Annotated in this window: 1 protein-coding gene; it reads left to right on the forward strand. The window is 66.9% G+C overall.

Going from position 1 to position 1,149, the window contains the following annotated elements; translation table 11 throughout:
• Window positions 1–121 precede the first annotated feature (121 nt).
• Window positions 122–1,149: ISL3 family transposase (locus tag IWX63_RS16665; protein WP_199279261.1), on the forward strand; the 1,028-nt coding region annotated here is incomplete at its 3' end.

Below are 1,149 nucleotides of genomic sequence, written 5' to 3' on the forward strand. Positions count from 1 at the left end.
GGGCTCTTGGTAATTGAGAGTGCAGGCGGAGTGGTCGGGGTGGGGCGCGTCGGTGGCGGGATAGAGGTCGAGGCCTTCCGATGATGGGAGTTCCTACACCGCCCAACTGAAAGACCTCGACGTGCTCAACGGTACCTTCGTTCGTCCTGACCTCACGACGTTTTGCCGGCTCGACGAGCTCGGCCTGGAAGCCATCGGGCAGCATGTTGGTCCCCGTCGGGCGGTGATCGAGTGCCGGGTCGTTGACGCAGTTCCGTGGTGCCGGAAGTGTGGTGCGGAAGGCATGCCGCGGGACACCGTCACCAGGGAGCTGGCGCACGAGCCGTTCGGTCACCGGCCTACGACCCTGCTGGTGCGGGTGCGCCGCTACCGGTGCGCCGAGTGCGGGTGCACGTGGCGGCAGGACACAGGCCTCGCCGCTGAGCGTCGGGCGAAGATCTCCCGTCGCGGGTTGGTGTGGGCGTTGGAGGCTGTCGTGGTCGACCACCTCACCGTGTCCCGGGTCGCAGCCGGGCTGGGAGTGTCCTGGCATACCGCGAACAGCGCGGTCCTCGCGGAAGGCAGGCGCCGCCTGATCGATGATCCTCACCGTTTCGAGGGGGTCACTGCGATCGGCGTCGATGAGCATGTCTGGCGGCACACTCGCCGCGGCGATAAATACGTCACCGTAGTCATTGATCTGACGCCGATCCGTGAGAAGACGGGCCCGGCACGGTTATTGGACATGGTCGAGGGCCGCTCAAAGGCTGTGTTCAAGGCCTGGCTGGCCGAGCGGCCGAAGGCCTGGCGGGACGGGGTGGAAGTCGTGGCGATGGATGGGTTCACCGGGTTCAAGGCCGCAGCTTCCGAGGAGCTCCCGGACGCGGTCCCGGTCATGGACCCCTTCCATGTGGTCCGGCTCGCCGGGGACGGGTTGGACCGGTGCCGGCAACGCGTCCAGCAAGCCACCACAGGGCATCGGGGTAGGGCCGGTGACCCTCTCTACAAAGCTCGACGGACCCTGCACACGGGCGCGGACCTGCTCACCGACAAGCAGCAGACCCGCCTGGAAGCTGTGTTCGCGGCCGAAGATCACGTCGAGGTCGAAGCGACGTGGGGTATCTATCAGCGGATCGTCGCCGCGTACCGGGAACCGAACAAGGCCCGAGG

This window comes from Arthrobacter sp. CAN_A2 (genome assembly GCF_015752045.1).
GTDB lineage: Bacteria > Actinomycetota > Actinomycetes > Actinomycetales > Micrococcaceae > Arthrobacter_D.